This window comes from Micromonospora sediminimaris (genome assembly GCF_016863575.1).
GTDB lineage: Bacteria > Actinomycetota > Actinomycetes > Mycobacteriales > Micromonosporaceae > Micromonospora > Micromonospora sediminimaris.
Genome location: NZ_BOPD01000029.1, coordinates 57,202 through 74,999 on the forward strand (window position 1 = coordinate 57,202; position 17,798 = coordinate 74,999).

A 17,798-nucleotide genomic window follows, 5' to 3' on the forward strand; every position below is an offset into this window, starting at 1 on the left:
GCGGTCAGGTTTTCATCTCGCCGGCCGGCTCGTTCTTGTTGCTCTGCGTGGTCAGCCGGCCGGCGGCCCGACGCAGCGCGCCCAGCTCGTCGATGGAGCGTGAGTGCCACGGATTGTTCTCCTGCATCGCGAACGCGTTCGCGGCCTGCACGAAGAAGTGTTCCGCGGTGTCGAACTCACTCCGGCCCAGGTACACCCGGCCGAGGCCGAACAGGGCGTGGGCATGGACATTCCGCTCCTGCGTCATCCGGCAGATCTCGACCGCCTCGCTGAAGTGGATCTCGGCGGCGGTGAACTCGTTCTGCTCCAACATGGCCCCGCCGAGGCCGATCAGGGCGTAGGACTGGCCGATCCGGTCGTCCTGCGCCCGAGCGAGGTCCAGAGCCGACTGGAAGACGGCCTTCGCGGCCAGCGACTGCTTCGAGTCGGCAAACACCTCACCGAGCCGGTACAACGCCTGGGCCTGAAGGCGACGGTTACCCAGCTGTTCACCCAGTGCGAGTGACTCCTTCGCCAGGATCTCGGCGCGCTCCGGGGCTGCGAGATCCAGGTGGCTACGCGCGAGTCCACTCAGTACGTGGGCCTGTGCGCCCAGGTCGCCGACTGCCCGGAACTTCTCCAGCGCCTGCTCGTAACGCAGCACCGCACTGTCGGGTCGACCCTGGATCCGGTCCAGGTGCGCAAGGTTGCGCAGCGTCAATGCCGCCCCGGCCTGATCGCCGACCGCGTCGAACAAGCTCATCGCGTGCAGCAGGTTCTCGCCGTCGTCCTCGGCGTGTTGGGCTACGCCGAGCGAGCCGAGCGACGCCAACACGGCAGCCTCACCCCGGCGATTGCCGGCCCTGCTGGTGGCCTCCAGCGCGATGTTGTGGGTCGTACGCCACTCGGCGAACAGGCCGCGCCGTTCATACAGGGCAACCGATACAGTGGCCAACTCCCAGCACAGTTCGTCCAGCCCCAGCTCTGCCGCCTGGCGGATCGCCACCTCCAGCGTGATGCGCTCCTCGTCGAACCAGGCGGTGGGATCGCCGAGAAAGCGGTCGAACTCGGCACGCGCGCTGGCCCATCGGGGTGCCGTGCCGTGCAGAACCGCGAACCGTCCCCCGTAGATCCGATGATGAGCCTCCTCGGCGAAGGCGAGCAGGGCACCGAGCGATCGGGTGACCGCCGCTATGCAGGTTTCCCGGTCGTCCTGCGTCAGCCGGTGCTCGCTCGCGAACACCCGCACCAGCTCGTGGAATCGGTAGCGGGGTTGCTTGGTGAGCGCGGAAAGCTGGGCCTCCAGCAGCCGGACGTCCACGAGCTCGTCGAGAAGCGCCGTGGCCTGTCTCGAATCGCAGTCCAGCAGGGCCGCCGCGGTCCAGGCGCTGAACTCGTGTAGCTCCAACGCGCTGAGCAACCAGAACAGGGTCTGCGCCGGCACGGTGAGGGAGTCGTACACGTCAGCGAGCAGCGAGCGGACCGCGACGTCACCGTGGGAGAGTTCGTCCAGCCGAGACCGTTCGTCGCGCAGCCGGTCCAGCAGGGTGCCAACGGCCCAGTGCGGGTGCGCAGCCAGTCGGACCCCGGCGATCCGCACGGCCAGGGGCAGACCACCGCACATCTCGGCCAGCTCCGCAGCAGCCTCGGGCGCCGCGGCGACCCGCTGCTCCCCGCAGATCTGGCCGAGCAGGGTGAGGCTCTCCTCGGCCGACATCATGTCCACGTCGACGGCCCGGGCGCCCGGGATGCCGGCGAGCCGGCGGCGACTGGTGATCAGCACCGCCGGGCCTGGCACGCCGGGGAGCAGGTCGGCGATCTGGTCCTCGTTGCCCACATCGTCCAGCACGATCAACAGCCGCCGCGTCGCGAGCTGGCTCCGTAGCAGGTTGATCCGCTGGCCGGGTGCGACCGGGATCGCCGCCGGGGCGACGCCGAGTCCGTGCAGGAGGTCGCTGAGTACGGCTTCGGTCGAGCGTGGCTGCGTGGTGCTCCCGTAGAGGCAGGCGTAGAGGCTGCCGTTGACGAACTTGGCGCGTAACAGATGGGCCACGTGCAGGGCCAGCGAGGTCTTTCCGCAGCCCGGCGCGCCGGTGATGACCGCGATCGGCACCTGCTTGGTGTCCTCGCTGGTCAGCGTGGCGGTCAGGGTTTCGATAAGCGCCGCGTGGCCGACGAAGTCCGGCAGATCTGCGGGCAACTCCTGCGGACGGTGCACGCTCGTGGCGGCCTCGGTTCGGCTGTCGTCCACTTCGCCGCTGATGCTGCTGTCCTGGCTGAGGATCGCGCGTTCCAGCTTGCGCAGGTACTGGCTCGGCTCGATGCCGAGCTCGCCCACCAGGTTGGTGCGGGCCGTACGGTACGTCGCCAGCGCTTCTGCCTGCCGTCCGGACCGATACAGCGCGAGCATCCGGAATCCCCACAGGCGCTCCCGCAGTGGGTACTCCGTGGTCAACGCGACCAGTTCCTCGACCAACTCCCGATGACCGCCCAGGCCAAGACGGATCTCGGCGCGGTCCTCCAGCGCCATGATCCGCCGTTCCTCCAGACGGTGGGAGACAACTTCGGCGGCCCGGCCCGGCACTCCGCCCAAGGCCGGTCCGGACCAGATGTCGATCGCGCGGTCCAGTTGCGTAAGCGCCTCGTCCAGCCGACCTTTGGCTGCGGCGGACCGGCCCCGGGCGAGAGCGTCGTCGAACATGAGGTAGTCGAGCTGCTGACGGGCCACCCGGATGGAGTACCCGAGTGGGCTGGTGTCGATGATCTCCGGACTGCCGAGAGCCCGGCGCAACGCGGAGATGCAGATCTGGATCTGACCACGCGCGCTGGGCGGCGGGGAATCGTCCCAAACTGCGCCGATCAGCTTTTCCACGGTCACGACATGGTTGGCGGCCATCAGCAAATTGGCCAGCACTATGCGCTGCCGCGGGGAGGTTATCGGCACGGGGGAACCATCGACCACGGCTTCCAATGTTCCGAGAACCCGGAACTCGACTCGCACCATGTCGGCCAGCATACGGTATCACGGAACGACGATCATCAATCACGTTTGTTCCGGAAGTCGTTCAGGCGGCAACCGGGCGTACTCGAGCGGGCCGCGGAGCAGGGATACCGCGAGTAACCTCAATTCGTCGGGAGGCGGTTTGACCGGTTACAGATCGTCTTACTGATGACCTGTCGCGGACGAAACCCCGGTAAATTCTGAACGATAGTTTGGTCGCTCGATGTCGTGAGGATCCGTCATGTCGTGTGGTTCCGGCTTGATCGGTTTGTCCGACCCGCGGGTGCGGCGGGGCAGCTCCGCTCCGGAAGCCCCCGGCCCGTCACTCACCGGCGCCTGATGGGCGCAACCTGTTCGGCGACGGGGTAGCCGGGCAGAGCCGAGGCCAGAGTCGCGACGGTCGGCCAGTCGAACAGGGCCCGCTCCGGCAACTGCCGGTCCAGGGCGACGCACAACCTTGCCACGGCCTGCGTCGCGAGCACCGAATGGCCGCCGAGGTCGAAGAAGTTGTCGTGTCGCCCGACCTCGTCGAGATTCAGTACCTCGGCCCACACCTCGGCGATGACCCGTTCCGTAGTGGTGCTTGGCCTGTCCTCTTCGACGAGCGACGACTGTGCATAGCTGATCTCGTTCATCGTCAATTACCCCCTGGCTGGCGACAATATGGCGTCTATTAGCGAACAGTCGCAGGTTCGCCACCCTCGGGAGAATTGTGGTTCGCGCGGCCGGTGCGGGCAAGGATTGGCGGTAAGAAGCAAGGGCAGTCAACCACTTCCGGAACTTCTGCCGGTTCTTCTCTGCGACCGCTCAAGCATCCGTGGCACATTGGCGACTGTTGTCAATCCGCGCCGACGGCTCGGATTGCCGCCGTTACTGAAGGAGCGGTTGATGGTTGGCTTGGCAGAGCTCGCATCCACCCTGCTGGGGCATCCGGCTGTGCGTGATGCCCGGGCGACGACGATCCGCCACGACGATCGGGACGTCACGATCGGCGTGGTCGAGTTTTCCCAGTACGTAAGCGGGCCGGAGCTTCGTGGCTACGTGTGGGACCGGCTCGGTGCGGGCTGTGGTTTGGACGGCGTGCTGCTCGTCGACGCCATGCCGCTCGCCGGCAACACGCTCGACACCGAATACGTCCGGTCCGCCGTCATCGCCGGCACGTGCACCCTGTTCGAAGGTCCGGTCGACGGTGTCGAAGAGCGGCTCCTGTCGATCTGGACCAGCACCATGAACCTCAAGTGGATCGGCGTGCACGACGACTTTCTGGACCTCGGCGGCGACTCGATTGTTGCGGTCGAGGTCCTTGCGAAGATCGAAGACGAGTTCGGCGAGGCGCTGGACGTCTACGACTTCATGAGCACCTACCACATCCGCGGTGTAGCCGGTCTTCTGAGCGAAGCTCGGGTACTACAGCAGCAGTAGTGAGTACGCATGTTCATGTCCCAGTGGCTTACCCGAGTGGTGATGGCCCGCGCCGGTCGAAAGGATGCCTCGGACAGAGTCCATCCGGTCGGCTTCACGGCATCGGTCCACGAAGGCGGCTACCGGGGGTCGGGATAGCTCGGTGTGCGGTCGGGTAGGTCGTCGATCTCGGTGCCGGGCAGCCAGGTGAGGGCCTGTTCGGCGAGCCGCCGCAGAGCCGGGTCGGGGTGATGGGCGGCCTGGTCCACGAGCAGGTCGCGGAACTCCTCGGTGGGGTGGTGCTGCGCCAGTGCCCAGGCCGCTGTGCGGCGTACGCCGGGATCGCCGTCGGTGAAAAGGTCGCGGAACAGGTCGACGACCTGGGGGCGGTCGCGTCCCTTGTCCACGAGACCTGCCGCGGCGACACGGCGGACGGAGACGTCCGGGTCGGTGCTCGCCCGCTCCACCAGCAGGGCGAGGGTGTCGCTGTCGCCCTCCGAGTCTCGGCTGAGCAGCTCGACCACGGCGCGTCGGATGGTCGGGTCGTCACTGGTAGCACGTGTTCGAAGCAGCGGTGCCACCGTGGGCCCGCCGTCCGCCGCGAGCAGCGCGCCGGCGGCGGCCGCCAGGACGGTGGGATCCGGGTCGTTCACCCGGTCGAGGAGGAACGCCCTCGACTGCTCGGCCGGGAGGGGCGAGCTGGCGAGCAGTTCGACGGCTGCGGCTCGGACAGCGGGGTCAACGTCGTGGCTGCCGCGTTGCAGCAGCGCCGCGACAACCTCGTTTCGCACGGGGGACTGCCAGCCGAAGAGGCCGGTGGCCGCTTCGCGGATCACCTGCGGGTCCGGATCCTCGCGGATGCGTTCGAGCGCGAGGTGGTCGCGGGTGCCGGTTCGGACGAGAGTACTGACGACGGCCTGTCGCACAGCCGGGTCCGCGTCTCGGATCAGGTCCTCGGCGGCGTCCGCGAGGACGGCCGGACTGCCGTTAGCGAGAGCGTGGACGGCGACGAGCCGTACCGCTGGCGCCGGATCGTCGCGTGCTGTGTCGAGAACCGCCGCACTGTGGTCGGTGGTTCGCACGAGTGCCTCCAGCGCCGCGAGGCGGGTGTCCGGGTCGGGGTCGTGACGCACACGTTCGAGCATCAGCCCCGCGTCCGGAAAGTGCCGGCTCAGCAGGCGGACGGCAATGCTGCGCACCGCCCCGGACTCGTCTTCATGGATCCGGTCGAGCAACTGCCGCCGGACCAGTGGGGCGTTGCCGGGCTGGTCAAGCAGCGCGATGGCCGCCGCCTCCACCACCGGAGGCGCGACATCCTTGGCCAGTCTCTCGCAAAGGGTGTCGTGGACGTCCCCGTCGTCATGGTGGCCGAGCGCCCGCACCGCCAGGGCGCGTACCGGGGGGTCCTCGTCGCTGCGGGCCCGGTGATGCAGCAGATTCACCAGAGCGTCGTCGACGCCGTAGCCGCTGACGAGCGCGTCGAGCGCGACACGCCGCACCGCCGGGTCAGCGCTGTTGACGGCGTACCCGATCAGCCGTGCCCGACCGGCCGTCAAGCGGTCCCGCTCGACCGGCAGCCCAGCCTCGGAGATCGCGGTTTCGGCCAGTCCGGCGACCAGTGCGAGCTGCGCCTGGTGATCCCCTTCGTCGGCCAGCGGGTCGAGAAGCTCCTGGATGCCGTCGCGCGGAGCGCCGAGAAGCGTGGCGAGCCGCGCGGCGACCTCGGCGTACGCGGTGCCCCGGGTCAGCTCGAACCCACGTCGCCGGTACCAGCGCGGGTACGCCTCTCGGCCCGGCCAGTCGGTGCCCAGCGTCCTGATCACCGGCAGCATTCGGTCCTCGATCAGTACGGCGGTGGCTTCGTCGCCGGTGGACACGCCGTGCTCGATGAGCAGGATGAGCTGGCGCAGGAGCGCGTACGCCGGCCGGGCCACCGCGGGTCCGATCCGCAGTTGGGCGAGGCACTGCACGGCCAGCACGAGATTCCACGGCGGCTCGGTGAACCGGTCGGCCGGCCAGGGCCGGTTGACCTCGGTAGAGAGGAGTTGGATCAGCCGCCCGGCCAGCGCCGGGGGCACCGCTCCCGCGACGAGCTGGAGCACCTCCCACCACGACTGGTCGGCCCAGTGCGCGGCGAAGAGGGCCAGTAACGACTCCGCTTGCCCCTCATGGTGCTGCCGGACGATGTCCCGCGCGCAGAACCATTCCAGGAGGGTGCGATGCGTGAAGCCGTACCGACTGTCGTCGTAGCGGACGAGCATGAAGTCGCGTACGCGGAACTCGTCGATGAGCTCGCCGATCACCTGCCGGGACTGCACACGTGACAGGCCGTACCGCTCCTCCAGGTAGGACTCGAAGACCCGGTCAAGCTCATCTCGATCGAGGCGCGTCGCGCCCTGTGACTGCATCAGGTACGCCAGGCGTCCCAGCATCTGCTTCTTGTCGGCGACGTCGACGAAGGCTGCGGCGTGCTGGGTCGGGCTCAGGTGGCGGTGCTGGTCCCAGCGGTCGAGAAGGACGTCCGTGAGGTGGTCGTAGAGCTGCCATCGATTCCTGGGCTGCTCCGGCCGGAGTCTCAGCGAGAGCAGGGCGGTCAGCAGCAACGGGTTTCCGGCCAAAGCCCGGATGGCCGGGCTGTCGCGGATCGCGGACCGGAGACGTTTCCGGTGTGGTTCCGCCTTGGCAGGGTCGTCCGGCGTCTCCACCGCATACCAGTTGGACAGGAAATCTGCGATCTGGGCGTCGTTCAGGGGATCCAGGGTGAGATGGTGGAACCCGGCCTCGGCCAGGATCCGCTGGCTGTACTCGACCGGCCGCGACGTGACCACGATCCGGACGGAGGGATACTCGGCGGCGAATGCCGCGATGAGGCCCGTCACCGCCTCACGTTGGCGGGGATCGAACAGTTCGTCCAGCCCGTCGAATATGAAGATCATGGGCCGACCGGCGTCCAGCAGGACGCGCAGCACGGAGCGCGGCAGGCCGAGGCCCTCGGAGCGATGCAGGTGGTCGAGGTGATCGAGAATGCCCTCCCGCCGACCGTCGCCGGCTGGCGCAGCGTAGGAGCGGAGCGGAACCAGCAGCGGAACGTGCCCGCGCAGCGACGCGAGTCGGGGCTCCCGATGCGGTTCGGCCAGTGCCAGTGCCAGATACTGCGCCACCGTCGACTTGCCCGCGCCGGGGGCACCGAGCAGCATCACCGTCCGGCGGCCTGGATCGGACAGCAGCTCGAACAGAGGCACCGCTGACGGCGTCGCTCCGGGGCCGACCTCCTCACGGGCAACCGGCTCGACGAACACGGACCCGAGGTCGATCCGTCGATAGCCCGGCCCGGACAACGCCTCCAGGTCGAGTCCACCGTAGCGCTGGCGTAGCCGCAGGAAGTATCCCCGCAGGCTCTCGGCGATGGCCTTGTCGTCGGCTTCAGGGGGCTGGGTGCCCGCCAGGAAGTTGGCCAGCGCGGCGGTCATCTGGGTTGCGAGATCCTCCGGACCGCGGAAGAACGCGATGAGATGGCGCCCTCGAAGCTCCGTACGCAGCGCCTCGATCCGCTCGCCCGCCTCGCCACGGTCGACCATGGTGGCCGGCCACGGCGCGTCGTCAGCCAGGAGGAAGATCAGACACGGCTTGCCCAGTCGTAGCGCTTCCCGGTACTCCAACTCGGTGATCGACTGGTCGTGGCCCGCCGGCACGAAACCGTACCGCCACGCGAACAGCCCGATGTAGAGATCGCTGCGGGCAACGGCCCGCAGCGACGCCTCCAGGGGAGGACGGCTCTCCGCGACGTACGATTCCATCGCGACGTCTTCGACATTGAGCCGCCGAGCGGCGGTGTGGACCGCGCGGCGGCACTCGGTCAGATCCGGGAAGGTCGACGAGACGTACACCTTCGTGGTGGTCTTGAGGGCCCGGGGATAGATCGTCACCATGACGCGGTCGCCGGTCTGCACCACGGTCGGCTCAGGTGCGCCGATGCGCTGGCATTCGCCGACGGCGCGGGGAATGCCCGAGCCCTCGCCCTCCACCAGTCGCATCCAGGTCAACACCCGCGCGAAGTGGAAGTTGCGGCGGTCGGATTCCGAGCGTAGTTGGCTGATCGGGATCGCTTCGCCGTCCGGCAACTCCGGCCCGTGCCAGGAACCTGGGTTCACGATCTCCACCCGGTCGTCGAAGACCCGAACGTGCACGCACATGCCCCGGTGCTCGTAGTCGCGGTGCGCGAGGGCATTCGCGATGACCTCGCGTACCGCGATCATCGGGTAGTCGTTGACCGGCACCGGTGTCATCGAGTCGCCGGTGAACGTCTCACCCTGCGCCGTCCGCTGGGCGACGAAGTTGCGCGCCTGCACGATCTGCTCCGGTACCGTCCGGCGCAACTCCTCTCGCGCGTACCACTCGTCCCGGTTCGAACCCTTGAAATGTACGCAGGTCACCATGGCGGTCGGCACCACGGCCGTCGGATCCTCGCCGAACAGCAGCGCTCCCGCGTAGGTCAGCCGCCCGTTGCGCATCAGGTGGGCCCGATGCAGGAACTCAGTGGTGTTGAGGGCGGGTGGCATCTCCGCGGCGATGTCGGGGCGCAGGTTCGCGCGGAACTGGGCCAGCTGTTCGGTGTTCACGGCCGTGCCGGAGGTCGGCCGTTCCAGCAGCGACAGGGCCTCCTCGGTCGGATCGGTCGGCTGCGGATCCGCCGGCGGCGTAGCCTCTCCCACGGCCGGCGCAGGTCGGCGGGCGATCGCGATCCGACCGTATCCGTCGAACTTCTGGCCGGGCCGCGGACTGGTGAGCGTGGCGTGCAGATAGTCGTAGAGAGTGGCCAGCGTGACGTTGCCGTCGTTGTCGACAGACGCCCCGCCCAACAGTCCGTCCACGAGGGCTGCGGTGAACGGACTGGGCTGGCCGTCGAGCTCGGCGTCCTTGGCCAGCTCCGTCGCGGCGGCAGCGGTGAGCACGAACCGGCCGCGGCCCGCGAACTGCTCGGCCAGGTTGTCGCCCTTGAACGCGCCGCCGTCACAGCAGTCGAGAATGAAGATCTTCGTCCGGGCAACGCACTGCTGCAAGATCGCATTCATGGTGTCGTTTCCGACGGCCGTGCCGGGGATGAGATCCCGTTCGGTGTCGACGCCGCACAGGTAGAGCTTCTGCAACTCGCTGCGGCCATGCCCGCTGAAGTAGAACAGCAGAGTGTCCTCGGGACTCGCGGACCTGAAGAATTCGTTGATGGTGCGCTGCATCTGAGCCGAGGTCAAGTTCTGCTCGGGCCGTACTGTCGCGTCGGTGAACATGCCCCTGTCGGGATCGGTCAGGGCGGCGGCGAGCAGGTTCCCGTCCTTCTCGGGACCACGGAGGAACGGCAGCGTCCCGGACCGGCCGTAGTCCGAATTGCAAATGAGGAGGGCTTTGTACACTCTCGCTCCCGACTGCCCACAACGCGACCAGTGGTCTACTGTACGGCTCGCCAGTAATGCGGAGGAGGCGCGAGGTGGGTCCTTTGGCGATCGTGGTGAGTCCCGGCCTGACCGGTGTCGCGAACGACCACGAAGCGGCACTCAGCGCGGTGGAAGATCTACGCGTGGATCTGCTCGAACAGGGTCTGATCTCGCACGACGAGGGCCCCGACGTACCGGGCACCAAGGGGTGGGAGCAGTACCTCACGATTCTGGTCGGCGGGGGAGGGGCGCTGGGCAGCGTCGTCGCGCTGTTCCACGCCTGGCTCAACCGCGACCGGCGTCGCTTCCTGATACTGCGTAAGCGAGTGGACGGCCGCATCGTGGCCGAGGTGGAGATCACCGGTGACACGGTGTCCGACGAGACGATCCGCGCCGCCCTGGAGCAGGTCGTCGACCTGGAGTAGGAGCGCGTCTCAGGTAGCGGTCGCCGGGGTTGCCGTCCGGGTGAACGGGCCGGTGCCGGTGAAGGCGTACTCCGCGAACCGGGTGCCGATCCGCTGGTGGGCTTCGGCGCTCGGGTGCAGGCCGTCCGGTAGCGGAAGGTCGGTGGCGTCGGTCGGGCCGTACAGGGCGGTGCCGTCGAGGTAGTGCAGGTTCTTGTCGGCGGCGCGGCGGTCGGCCAGCGAACGCAACTCGCGCCGGATGACCTGGAGCGTCAGGCGTCCCAGCGCGACGTCCCCGGGTGTGCCGGTCGCGACGAAACGCACCTGGTCGGTGCCGATCGACTCGGGGTCGAACGCCCCCGGGCCGGGGGTGTCTTCGTGGATTCCGCAGAACAGCGGCGAGATCAGCAGCAGCGGAACGTCGGGGTGGCCGTCGCGGATGGTGTCGAGGAAGCCGTGGACGGCGGGGACGAAGGTACGTAGCCGCATCCCGTCGAGGTTCACCACGTTGATGCCGAGCTTGACGCTGATGTAGTCGGCGGGGGCGTCGCGGATCACGCGGGCCAGGAACGGGTCGACGAACGCGCTGCCGCCCAGGCCGAGGTTGCGCAGCTCGACACCGGCCCGGCGGGCGGCGACAGCGGGCCAGATCTCGCTGGGCGCGAGGGCGTTCGAACCGTGACTGATGGAACTGCCGTGATGTACCCACAGCGGCAACGCGGCGTCGTCCGGCTCGATCGCGGCATCGGCCCGCAGGTCGACCAGTTCGATGCTCTCGTTGTGCGGCAGCCAGATCTCGATCCGGTGGTGGCCGGCGGGCAGCCCGGAAACGGTGGTCGTGTGCACCTGTCCGGGATGGCAGGCGCTCTGGCCGCCGGTGAGATCGACATCGATCCGGTCGCCACCGGTCAGCGTGTCGCGGGCGGCGAGTGCGCCGTCGGCGTACACGTCGATGCGGCCACGCGGTCGGTCGGCGCCCAGGTAGGCGACCCGGGTCGGATGGGTCACCAGTTCCAGCGTGCTCGCCGCCGTCCGGAAGACGATGCGTACGCCGGACGGCTGGCTCTCCATCGCGAGCAGCTGGCCGTCCGGGAACTGCTCCCGTACCCAGGTCGGCAGCCGGTGCGGCCGGAGGCCGCGCGGAGTGGCCTCGACCTCGGCGACGCCACGGAGGAGTTCGGATGGGACGGGCATCAGTGGTTCCCTTCGGTGGGCCAGAAGCGGAATGCGGTGTCGAGCGCGCTCAGCGCCCGTTGCCAGGAGGCGTCGGCGGGGGGCTCGCGGTGCCCGAAGCTGCCGGCCACCTCAAGTGCGAGGAAGCCGTTGATTGTCGCGCCGAGCAGCCGGGTGGCATGCACGAGTTCGGTCTCCGGCAGCTGGTAGCCACGGAGCATGGCCAGCGTGAGCGCGACCAGCCTGCCGGCGGCGTCCGACCGCACGGTGGTCGCCGCCGCCGGACGTTGCAGGGCGGCCCAACGGCCGGGGAACTGACGGGCGTAGTCGCGGTGCGCGTCGGCGAGAGCGGTGAGCGCGTCTCGCTGCGAGCGGCCGCCGATCGCGATCGCGATCCGGTCGGCCAGCTCGCCGAGGGCCAGTTCCTGGACGCTGTCGAGCAGTGCGGACCGGTCACGGACATGCGAGTAGAGGCTCGCTGTCTGCACGCCGAAATGGCGGGCCAGCGCCGACAGGGTGATCGCGTCGAATCCTTCCCGGTCCGCCAGCTGGGCCGCCGCGGCGATGACGACCGCCGGGGTGAGGTTCGCTCGTGCCATACCCACACCCTACACCCTTTAGATTAAAACCTAATAGCTTTAGGTTTCTCCCGGCGGCACCCCCGGGCCCATCGCTACGAGTGACAGGATCTCCGAGACGGTGTTGCCGCCCGGACGCGGCACCGACGACGATGCCGAGCCCGTTACCGACGCGACTGGGGACGCCGCAATGAGCCCGCTCGACGACCTGATGATCCGTGCCGCCCACCGCGTCGACCTGGACGGTCTGGGCGAATTGGCGGGTTCGCAGGACCGCGCCGAGGTGCGTCTCCAGGCCGCCGGGCGAGGCGAGGAGGCAATGCTCGTCGCGGTGGCCGCCGACCGCGTCGTGGGGGTGGTGAGCGTCCGGTGGCGGGACGGCTGCGACACCCCCAACCCATGGCTGTACGGGCTGGCGGTGGTCGCGCCGGCCCGTCGCCGTGGGGTAGGAAGGGCGCTTGTCGCAGCCAGCGAAGCGGCAGGTGCGGCGCGCGGCGCCGACGCCATGAGTCTCGACGTCGACGTTGACGATGAGGCGGCCGTCTCGTTCTACCAGAGGTTGGGTTACGTGATCGTTCGACCTCACCAGCACCGCTGGCGCGCGGTCGACCCGCGTACCGGCGCGGTGACCGGCGAAGGCACGGCGCCGACGTGGATCATGCGTCGCCACCTCCCAGTAGCATGATCCGCCTCGCAGATCCGACACCGGACTCCAGGGGCGGCGTTGTGGCGGGTTAGCTGCTCAGTCGGTGTGGTAGATGAGTCTCCCGGTGTTTCCATTCTCGGGTAGGTAGCGCTGGTCACAACAGACGGTCGACGGTCAGCGTCGGACCGCGTACCTGACATGGACGGCGTACGGCGACTGGTGGACCGAGAGGATCTCGAGGTCGCGGTCGAAGCCCTCGAAGAGCCGCTTGCCTCGGCCGAGCGTCACCGGAGCGGTGGTGATGCCGAGTTCGTTGACAGGCCGCCGGTCGCCCCGTCGAGCAGTGCGTCGTAGTAGGCGCGGTCCGCGTCGCTCATGCCTGCACCGGGCTCATGGTCGGTCTCGTAGGTCCACGGGCCGCCCATCACCCAGTAGCGCAGCCGCTCACCGCCGACCCCGAGCCCCTGGCCCTCACGGTCGTCCGGACCGGTGACGTAGCCATCCACCGACACGGTGATGGCGGCCTTGACCCGGCCGCGACTCTCGGTCGTGCTCATCCGCTGCTACCTCCAGTTGTCTGTCGGGTGTAGGCCCACCTGCGACGAATCATCGGTCTGCAATGTCAGGCAGGGGAGGCGCGGCGCGGGGCTTCCGCGCCAATCGCAGGACCGCCAGCGCGACCGCCAGCCCCGCCAGGCCGAGGAGCACCGGGCGCAGGGTCAACAACCATGGCCACCCCGGCCCGGACAGCTGGAGATCCGAGCGGGGGTACTCCAGGATCTTGGCGGTCCACCGTCCGGTGGGCACATCCATGCTGCGGGCCAGTTCCCGCAGCGCCGGGTCGAACGCGAAGCCGGGCCGCTCATGCAGGTACGCCACCGGTACGTCGGCGCGGTCGCCCAACCCGACGAGCGCGGCGGGCGGATCGGCGGCGGCGTCGGCACCGGGAACGAGCAGCCGGTCGACGCGTTCCGCGTCGCCGAGTTGTGCCCGGGGGACGAAGGTCAGGCCGTGCCGGGAACGGATCCGGTCCCCGGCCGCGACCGCCACTGTCCGCGCGGCCTTGACCTCGGCGTACGGGGTGAACGCCGAGGCCAGTTCGAGCTCACCCACACCATCGGTGAGCACCACCCCCAGGGTGGTCTCCCGCGCGCGGAAGCCGACGTTGAGCACGTGCAGAAGCGCGTCGCCGACGGTCAGCCGCGACCTCGGCAGGGCGGCTGCGCTGCCGGGGGAGTAGTGCCGCCAACCCACCGCCGTCGCGGCCGTCGCGGCGATGTCGGTACCCGCGAGCCGCTCCACCGCCCGCAACGTGCCGTCGACTGAGGACAACAGACCGCCGGTGGTGATGACGTCGCCGTCGTCGAGATAGCGGAACCCGCGCTGCCAACGCACATCGGGATGGCGCTCCCGCAAACCGTCGAGCCGGTACCAGTGCGTGGTCGCGTCGCGGCCGTCAAGTAGACCGGCCTCGGCGAGCAGTCGCGCGCCGGTGCACACCCCCAGCAGCAGCCCGCGCCGGGCGCTGTCGCGCAGCCACCCGGTCACCCGCGCGTCGCTGGACTCCGATGCCGGCATCTCCGGTACGACTGTGACGTCCGGCGCGGCACCACCCAGCCGCCGGTCCAGTTGCGCGAAGTCGAGATCGGGTACGAGATCCAGCCCGCCGAGCAGCGGCACGAGGCGACGTTCCGGCGCGACGGTGTAGACGTTGAACGCACCACTGGCGGCGAGAACCTCGTACGGGACGAGCGTGTCGGCGATGTTGGCGCCGTCGTTGCCGACGACGACCACGGCGGTGGGCTTACCGGGGTCGTGTGCCGGCGGAACGGCCGCCGCGATCGCCGCCGCGTCGGCGTCGGGTTGCGCGTACCGGTCCCGGTCGAAGGTGTGCAGGCCAGCGGCGAAGGTGGCCGCCGGGACGGCGAGGAAGGCGAGCAGCACCACCGCGCCTCGGGTGAGTCTCCGCACCACGCGGCGGTGGCCGGGAGGCGCCAGCTTCCCCGTGCTACGCATGCTGACCTCCGCAACTGCTGACGACGGACCGTAGGTCGAGTCTCGTGCGGTGCGGACGCGGCGGACCAGTGCCGCCGCGCACGAGCTGAATGTGCGATCCGCACGGGCCGGAGGGTGCGCCGGGCACATCTTCGTTTCGGTGGCGGGCGGTGGCGACTACCGTGCAGACGGCAGCAGCCGGCCAGGAACCGGCGAGGAGGAAGGTGCCAGCAGGAATGGACGCGGACCGGGGGCCGGCCCCGGACGCCCACCGGCACTCGTGGGTGTCCGCGACTGTCTTCCTCTGCCTGACCCTGCCCGTCGGCGCAGGGATCGCGGTCCACTGGGCGGGTCCGCTCGCCGGCGTGGTGACCATCCTGGCGTTCGCGCTACCGCTGCTGTACGCCGTACCGGCGACCCGGCCCTGGTGGGCGCGCCACCGCGCGCTCCTGCTCACCACCCAGGCGTTGCTGACCTACCTGCCGTTCGTGCTGTTCGGGGGTGACTGGGTGGTCGGCACGTCCGGTCTGCTGGGCGCGCTGCTGCTGTTGACGGTGGCGACGCCGATGTCATGGCTGCTGTTCGGCGTCGCAGTGGCGGCCGAGAGTGTGCTGCGCTTCGCCGTCGTCGGCCTGCCGCATCTCACCGGCCTCTCGGAGACCCCGCTGGTCCTCGTCCTACCGGTCTACGTCGGCATGGCCCTGTTCGGACTGGTCCGGCTCGCCGGCATCGTCACCGAACTGGACACCGCCCGGACCGAGCTGGCGACCCTGACCGTGGCCCGGGAACGCCTGCGGGCGGCCGAGCGACTGCGGGTGGCCGTCGGTGACCGGCTCGACACCGTGCTGGCGCATGCCCGGGCCGCACTCGCGACCGGCAGCCGGAGGTCGGACGAGGCGCGTGAACGGCTCGACGAGGCGGCGCGCAGCGCCCGGCAGGCACTCGACCAGATCCGGGCAGCGGTGGCGTACGACCGGCCGGCGAGCATGCCGGACCCGTCCGCCGACCACACCACCCAGCCGACGTTGGCACCACGGCTCGCCCGACTCGTCCTCGCCCTGGTGCTGGCCGCCCTCGCGGCGGAGTTCACGGTCAGTGCCGTGGCCAGCTCCGCGAGCACCGTCGTCATGGCGGCTTCGGTCGCCGCCATCGTGCTGCTCGCGGTGCTTCAGCTCTACCACTCCACGGCGTGGCGGGACGGTGTCCGACCGCGCGGCTGGTCGTACACGCTGACCGGCCAGTTGCTGCTCACCTGCCTGGGCTTTGTCCCGGCCATGCACCCGTCCATCCACGGGCTGAGCGGTTTCGTTGCGGGTTCGGCGTTGCTGCTGCTGCCCCGCCCATGGGGTTGGCTGACCTTCACGGTGATCCAGGCGTCGATCGCGGTGCACGCGCACGTTCTGCCCGACCTGGACACCGCCGACCTCGTCTACGCGCTCCTGGTGACGGTGACCACCGGCCTGGTCGTCCACGCGCTGTCCCGCATGGCGGCCCTTGCGGTGGAACTCGACGACGTACGCCGGCACCTCGCCCGGATGGCCGCCGTGCGGGAGCGGATACGGGTCGCGCAGGACACCCACGACCTGCTGGGGATGGGCCTGTCAGCGGTCGCGCTCAAGTGTGACCTGGCCCGGCGGCTGATCGGCCGCGACGACGCCGCGGCGCGCGCGGAGTTGCAGGCGTTGACCCGGCTGGCCCGGCAGGCACGGGCGGACCTGCGGACCGTGACCGCCGACGAACGTGTCCTCTCGCTCAGCGTCGAACTGGCTGCGGCGGCTGAGGTGCTCGCCGCCGCCGGTGTGGACGCCGTCGTGCGCGCCGAGCCGTCGGTGGCTCAGCTGCCCGAGCAACTGGACACCGTCCTTGCGACGCTCCTGCGGGAAGCGGTCACCAACGTGGTGCGGCACGCACCGGCACGGGGGTGCGAGATCACGGTCGAGGTAAGCGGGGACACGGTCCGCCTCCGGGTCACCAACGACGGCCTCCCGGGCACCGCTGGCGAGCGTGGGCAACTGCGGCCACCTGGGCCGGACGCGCCACCGGACACCGGCGGGCACGGGCTGTCCAACCTGGCCGGTCGGGTCGCTGACCTTGCCGGGCGGCTCTCCGTTCGGGTCCACGGCGGTCGCTTCGAGCTGACGGCCTGGCTGCCGCTGCCGCGCGTCCCACCACGGCAGCGCGGTGAACGGGCACCCGTCGTTGGCGACTCCGCCCACCGGCCGCCTGTTGTCGGCGGGTCCGTTCCAGAGCCGGAGACCTGACGTGCGGATCCGTTCCGCTACAGCCAGCCGGCCTCGGTGGCGATGCGGGCGGCGTCCACCCGGTTACGCGCGCCCAGCTTGGTGACGGCCGAGGCCAGGTAGTTGCGCACCGTGCCACGGGACAGGTGCAGGTCGGCGGCGATCTCGGCCGCCGACGCGCCGGCCGCGTGCCGGGTGAGGATCTCGGCCTCCCGGGCGGTCAACGGGTTGTCCGCCGCCTCCAGCGCCGCCAACGCCAGCTGTGACTCCACCACCCGTTCTCCGCCGGCCACCCGCCGGACCGCGTCGATCAGCTGCTCCGCCGGGGCGTCCTTGACCATGAAGCCGCTCACCCCGGCGGCGACCGCCCGGCGGAGATTGCCGGGCCGGCCCAGCCCGGTCAGGATCAACGTACGGCACTGCGGGAGGCGCTGGTGCAGTTCGGCCGCCGCAGTCAGGCCGTCGACGCCGGGTAGGTCGATGTCGACCACGGCGACGTCCGGGCGGTGCTGTAGCGCGGCCGGGACGATCTCGTCGCCCCTGGCGACCGTCGTGACCACGGCCAGGTCGTCCTCAAGCCGCAGCACCGCGGCCAGGGTGTCCCGCAGGATGCGTACGTCCTCTGCGAGAAGAATCCGGATCACTCGTTCCTCCCGAGCCGATCGGCCAGCCGGCCCCGGTGCCGGCTCTGCCGCGCCCACGCCGACCGTACGCCGCGGCGCTCGGGGCCGTGCGGCCGCCCAGCGGTTGGACACATGAATCCGGGGTTTCCAATTCATCACGCAATTTGACCGGACGTTGCGGTCGGATGCCTCCTGGGTTAGCGCTAACACGGCGGCTGCTTGTGACCTCTACCATGTTGACATCCGTCGACCGGTTGCCGATTCGCGACCTGTGACAACCGCCGTCTCGCCGGTGACCTCGCCATTCACGTGCGCCGTACGGCAACGGT

The 17,798-nt window shown here is 69.7% G+C and carries 12 protein-coding genes; 4 read left to right on the plus strand and 8 right to left on the minus strand.

Translation table 11 applies throughout. The features are described from left to right. Window positions 1–4 precede the first annotated feature (4 nt). Window positions 5–2,983, minus strand: a complete 2,979-nt coding sequence (locus tag Vse01_RS22370) for an AfsR/SARP family transcriptional regulator (RefSeq protein ID WP_170863375.1) — start codon at window positions 2,981–2,983, stop codon at window positions 5–7. A 323-nt stretch (window positions 2,984–3,306) separates the two neighbouring features. Then, window positions 3,307–3,615 carry a phosphopantetheine-binding protein gene (locus Vse01_RS22375; RefSeq protein ID WP_093402991.1) on the minus strand — a complete coding sequence of 103 codons (309 nt, stop codon included), beginning with the start codon at window positions 3,613–3,615 and terminating at the stop codon, window positions 3,307–3,309. Between the two features lie 253 nt (window positions 3,616–3,868). Here Vse01_RS22375 and Vse01_RS22380 point away from each other — a divergent pair, with 253 nt between their 5' ends. Continuing rightward, on the plus strand, window positions 3,869–4,402 hold the full coding sequence (locus tag Vse01_RS22380; protein ID WP_170863376.1) for a phosphopantetheine-binding protein: 534 nt from the start codon (window positions 3,869–3,871) through the stop codon (window positions 4,400–4,402). A gap of 119 nt (window positions 4,403–4,521) precedes the next feature. Here Vse01_RS22380 and Vse01_RS22385 read toward each other — a convergent pair whose 3' ends face one another. Next, a complete protein-coding gene (locus Vse01_RS22385) occupies window positions 4,522–9,789 on the minus strand; it encodes a caspase, EACC1-associated type (RefSeq protein WP_170863377.1) in 5,268 nt (1,755 codons plus the stop codon). A 74-nt stretch (window positions 9,790–9,863) separates the two neighbouring features. Between Vse01_RS22385 and Vse01_RS22390 the strand changes: the two genes are divergently transcribed. Next, the gene (locus Vse01_RS22390) at window positions 9,864–10,235 is read left to right on the plus strand and encodes an effector-associated constant component EACC1 (RefSeq protein WP_170863378.1); all 372 of its coding nucleotides are present in this window, start codon (window positions 9,864–9,866) and stop codon (window positions 10,233–10,235) included. A 9-nt stretch (window positions 10,236–10,244) separates the two neighbouring features. Here Vse01_RS22390 and Vse01_RS22395 read toward each other — a convergent pair whose 3' ends face one another. Continuing rightward, window positions 10,245–11,408, minus strand: a complete 1,164-nt coding sequence (locus tag Vse01_RS22395; protein WP_093402997.1) for a GDSL-type esterase/lipase family protein — start codon at window positions 11,406–11,408, stop codon at window positions 10,245–10,247. Further along, the gene (locus Vse01_RS22400) at window positions 11,408–11,986 is read right to left on the minus strand and encodes a TetR/AcrR family transcriptional regulator (protein ID WP_093402998.1); all 579 of its coding nucleotides are present in this window, start codon (window positions 11,984–11,986) and stop codon (window positions 11,408–11,410) included. Before Vse01_RS22400 ends, Vse01_RS22395 begins: the two co-directional genes overlap by 1 nt. Window positions 11,987–12,155: 169 nt before the next feature. Here Vse01_RS22400 and Vse01_RS22405 point away from each other — a divergent pair, with 169 nt between their 5' ends. Then, complete coding sequence (locus Vse01_RS22405; RefSeq protein ID WP_093403000.1) at window positions 12,156–12,650, plus strand: GNAT family N-acetyltransferase; 495 nt, start codon at window positions 12,156–12,158, stop codon at window positions 12,648–12,650. Window positions 12,651–12,895: 245 nt separating this feature from the next. Here the strand turns inward: Vse01_RS22405 and Vse01_RS22410 are convergent, their stop codons facing one another. After that, window positions 12,896–13,168 carry a hypothetical protein gene (locus Vse01_RS22410; protein WP_232511160.1) on the minus strand — a complete coding sequence of 91 codons (273 nt, stop codon included), beginning with the start codon at window positions 13,166–13,168 and terminating at the stop codon, window positions 12,896–12,898. 49 nt (window positions 13,169–13,217) lie between these two features. Further along, window positions 13,218–14,627, minus strand: coding sequence for a DJ-1/PfpI family protein (locus tag Vse01_RS22415; protein ID WP_093403001.1), 1,410 nt, complete (start codon window positions 14,625–14,627; stop codon window positions 13,218–13,220). Window positions 14,628–14,830: 203 nt separating this feature from the next. Here Vse01_RS22415 and Vse01_RS22420 point away from each other — a divergent pair, with 203 nt between their 5' ends. Beyond that, window positions 14,831–16,867, plus strand: a complete 2,037-nt coding sequence (locus tag Vse01_RS22420) for a sensor histidine kinase (protein WP_170863379.1) — start codon at window positions 14,831–14,833, stop codon at window positions 16,865–16,867. Between the two features lie 17 nt (window positions 16,868–16,884). Here the strand turns inward: Vse01_RS22420 and Vse01_RS22425 are convergent, their stop codons facing one another. Continuing rightward, window positions 16,885–17,490 carry a response regulator transcription factor gene (locus Vse01_RS22425; RefSeq protein WP_093403004.1) on the minus strand — a complete coding sequence of 202 codons (606 nt, stop codon included), beginning with the start codon at window positions 17,488–17,490 and terminating at the stop codon, window positions 16,885–16,887. Window positions 17,491–17,798 lie beyond the last annotated feature (308 nt).

What these genes read in the sequence shown, in the direction of transcription:
- Vse01_RS22410 (WP_232511160.1), bottom strand. Translation starts at nt 13,168, where the DNA reads ATGAGCACGACCGAGAGTCGCGGCCGGGTCAAGGCCGCCATCACCGTG.
- Vse01_RS22405 (WP_093403000.1), top strand. Translation starts at nt 12,156, where the DNA reads ATGAGCCCGCTCGACGACCTGATGATCCGTGCCGCCCACCGCGTCGAC.
- Vse01_RS22415 (WP_093403001.1), bottom strand. Translation starts at nt 14,627, where the DNA reads ATGCGTAGCACGGGGAAGCTGGCGCCTCCCGGCCACCGCCGCGTGGTG.
- Vse01_RS22395 (WP_093402997.1), bottom strand. Translation starts at nt 11,408, where the DNA reads ATGCCCGTCCCATCCGAACTCCTCCGTGGCGTCGCCGAGGTCGAGGCC.
- Vse01_RS22380 (WP_170863376.1), top strand. Translation starts at nt 3,869, where the DNA reads ATGGTTGGCTTGGCAGAGCTCGCATCCACCCTGCTGGGGCATCCGGCT.
- Vse01_RS22370 (WP_170863375.1), bottom strand. Translation starts at nt 2,983, where the DNA reads ATGGTGCGAGTCGAGTTCCGGGTTCTCGGAACATTGGAAGCCGTGGTC.
- Vse01_RS22400 (WP_093402998.1), bottom strand. Translation starts at nt 11,986, where the DNA reads ATGGCACGAGCGAACCTCACCCCGGCGGTCGTCATCGCCGCGGCGGCC.
- Vse01_RS22375 (WP_093402991.1), bottom strand. Translation starts at nt 3,615, where the DNA reads ATGAACGAGATCAGCTATGCACAGTCGTCGCTCGTCGAAGAGGACAGG.